The sequence below is a fragment of the Kingella kingae ATCC 23330 genome (assembly GCF_900111845.1).
In the GTDB taxonomy this organism is placed as follows: domain Bacteria; phylum Pseudomonadota; class Gammaproteobacteria; order Burkholderiales; family Neisseriaceae; genus Kingella; species Kingella kingae.
Genome location: NZ_FOJK01000045.1, coordinates 1 through 2877, shown reverse-complemented (window position 1 = coordinate 2877; position 2877 = coordinate 1). Strand labels below are relative to the sequence as shown.

At 43.5% G+C, this 2877-nt stretch carries 2 protein-coding genes and 1 pseudogene; all 3 read left to right on the top strand.

Going from position 1 to position 2877, the window contains the following annotated elements:
• Positions 1-119, top strand: a pseudogene (locus BQ5809_RS10490) (IS5/IS1182 family transposase); the annotation flags it as partial.
• Positions 120-443: 324 nt separating this feature from the next.
• Positions 444-911 carry a YchJ family protein gene (locus BQ5809_RS07975; protein WP_032827917.1) on the top strand — a complete coding sequence of 156 codons (468 nt, stop codon included), beginning with the start codon at positions 444-446 and terminating at the stop codon, positions 909-911.
• Between the two features lie 77 nt (positions 912-988).
• Positions 989-2323 carry an argininosuccinate synthase gene (gene argG, locus BQ5809_RS07970; RefSeq protein ID WP_003788874.1) on the top strand — a complete coding sequence of 445 codons (1335 nt, stop codon included), beginning with the start codon at positions 989-991 and terminating at the stop codon, positions 2321-2323.
• The last annotated feature ends 554 nt before the right edge of the window (positions 2324-2877 follow it).

Sequence of the window (2877 nt, the reverse complement as noted above, 5' to 3'; positions counted from 1 at the left end):
AAAATGCTTTTGCACGATTAAAGCATTTTCGTGCGCTGGCAACACGGTACGATAAATTAAAACGTAATTATGAAAGTACCGTGTCATTAGCTTGTGCTTTGATTTGGTTGAAATTATAGCTAAAATGTCATTAGCCCCTATGCCTAGCCATAAAATCTTGTGTAGGGAATGCATGGTTTTCTTTCGGTGGATTAAATGACGTGATTATAACCAAAAGTGCAGGCTGAGACCTTTGCAAAACCCCATCTTTGGCGCACTTCTTCGTGATGCGCTTCTCGAACGCTTGAAAATATTTCAATATTATCTGCGCGTTCTGCGATGCTATCACTTTGAACTGCACTCAAATCTGGGGTTTTGCAAAAGTGTCAGCCTGCTTTGATAAAACAGAAAAAGCAGCCTGCACTTTGCACTATAATGGCACCATTTCATCACACCCAAACACCATGAACACCGCTTGCCCCTGCCGATCGTCCTTACCCTACGAACAATGCTGTGCGCCCCTACATCGCCAACACGCCCACGCGCAAACTGCCGAGCAACTGATGCGTTCGCGCTATGCCGCCTATGCCACACAAAACATCGCTTACATTGTGCAAACAACCGTGCCAGTGCAACAACATCTGCTGGACACCGCCAGCATTGCCGCGTGGTCGGAGCAAGCCACATGGCTGGGTTTGGACGTGTTGCAGCACATTGCCCACATCAAACCGCATCACGCGCAAGTGGAATTTATCGCCCATTTTGCCGAAAACGGACAAACGCAGCAGCATCACGAATGTTCGGCATTTGTACAACAAAACGGGCGTTGGTGTTTTATTGACCCAACCGTTCCGCTGCCGAGCTTCAAAGCAGCCTGCATTTGCGGTTCGGCGCGTAAATTCAAAGCCTGTTGTGGACAGTTTTTTCGCTAAAAAATGCAGGCTGCTTTGGTGCAAAATCGTTTATAATTCGCACGTTCTTTTATTTAATCATTGACTAGGACGCAGACATGAGCAACGCCACCATTTTACAAAATTTACCCATTGGACAAAAAGTCGGCATCGCCTTCTCGGGCGGTTTGGATACGTCAGCCGCATTGTTGTGGATGAAACTGAAAGGCGCGAATCCTTACGCCTACACCGCAAACTTGGGTCAGCCAGACGAAGACGACTACAACGCCATTCCCGAAAAAGCCAAACAATACGGCGCAGAAGTGGCGCGTTTGATTGACTGTCGCAGCCAGTTGGCGCACGAAGGCATCGCTGCGATTCAATGTGGCGCGTTCCACGTTTCAACAGGCGGTATGCCGTATTTCAACACCACGCCATTGGGTCGCGCCGTTACTGGCACAATGCTGGTTGCCGCGATGAAGCAAGATGACGTAAACATTTGGGGCGACGGCAGCACCTACAAAGGCAACGATATTGAACGTTTCTACCGCTACGGTTTGCTAACCAATCCAGCCCTGAAAATCTACAAACCATGGCTTGACCAACAATTTATTGACGAATTGGGCGGTCGCCAAGAAATGTCAGAATTTTTGATTGCCAACGGTTTTGACTACAAAATGTCTGTTGAAAAAGCGTATTCAACCGACAGCAATATGCTCGGTGCAACGCACGAAGCGAAAGATTTGGAATTTTTGAACTCTGGTATCAAAATTGTGAAGCCAATCATGGGTGTAGCATTTTGGGACGAAAGCGTGGAAATTAAGCCCGAAGTCGTTACCGTGCGTTTTGAAGAAGGTGTACCTGTTGCATTGAATGGTGTGGAATTTGCCAACCCTGTGGATTTGTTCTTGGAAACCAACAAAATTGGCGGTCGTCATGGTTTGGGTATGTCAGACCAAATTGAAAACCGTATTATTGAAGCGAAATCACGCGGTATTTACGAAGCCCCAGCGATGGCGTTGTTCCACATTGCGTACGAGCGTTTGGTAACAGGCATTCATAATGAAGACACGATTGAGCAATACCGCATCAACGGTTTGCGCTTGGGACGTTTGCTGTATCAAGGTCGTTGGTTTGATTCGCAAGCCTTGATGTTGCGTGAAACCGCGCAACGCTGGGTAGCAAAAGCGATTACAGGCGAAGTAACTTTGGAATTGCGCCGTGGCAACGATTACTCAATCTTGAACACCGAATCACCAAACTTGACTTATGCACCAGAGCGTTTATCTATGGAAAAAGTAGAAAATGCAGCGTTTACACCGCTTGACCGCATTGGACAATTAACGATGCGTAATTTGGATATTTCCGACACGCGCACCAAATTGGGCATTTACGCGCAAACGGGTTTGGTACAACTGGGTGAAGGTTCGGTGATTCCGAAGTTGGATAAGTAAATATATAAGATGCGGATATTTTATATATTAATTTAATATCCGCATTACGTTGCTTATTTTTAAAATAAGATAGATTTAAATTTTATTTAAAGGAAAATATAGTAGTGGAAAATAAATTCAAAAAACATACCGTTCTTACGGTAGATTTTTTAGCAGAACCTGTTGAGGCTTTGTATTGGCATGCAGACAGAATTTTATCTTTACTAAAAGTAACGTTATCTTGTATAGGGCTTGAAGCAAAAATTTATCCTACTGACTTTACTTCTAAAATAAGTAGATTTAATCGCGATATTTTTTTCATGAAGTCTGGTATGAGTTATAACGAAAGTCATTCTAGATTAGTAGATTTTGAAGAAATAACAAAAGAATCATTAGATTATTTTGATAATTTTTTTGATGTCAATAATGTAATTATTGGTTGGGAATTGCAAAAATTAACAACAGATATTTTGAATGCAAAAGGTATTACATATATCAATATTTGGTTGCTGTCTCATATAAACATCTGACGCTGCCGACGAAGAGGATAGTGTGGTTCTCGCAAGTAGAAGTCC

What these genes read in the sequence shown, in the direction of transcription:
- argG (WP_003788874.1), top strand. Translation starts at nt 989, where the DNA reads ATGAGCAACGCCACCATTTTACAAAATTTACCCATTGGACAAAAAGTC.
- BQ5809_RS07975 (WP_032827917.1), top strand. Translation starts at nt 444, where the DNA reads ATGAACACCGCTTGCCCCTGCCGATCGTCCTTACCCTACGAACAATGC.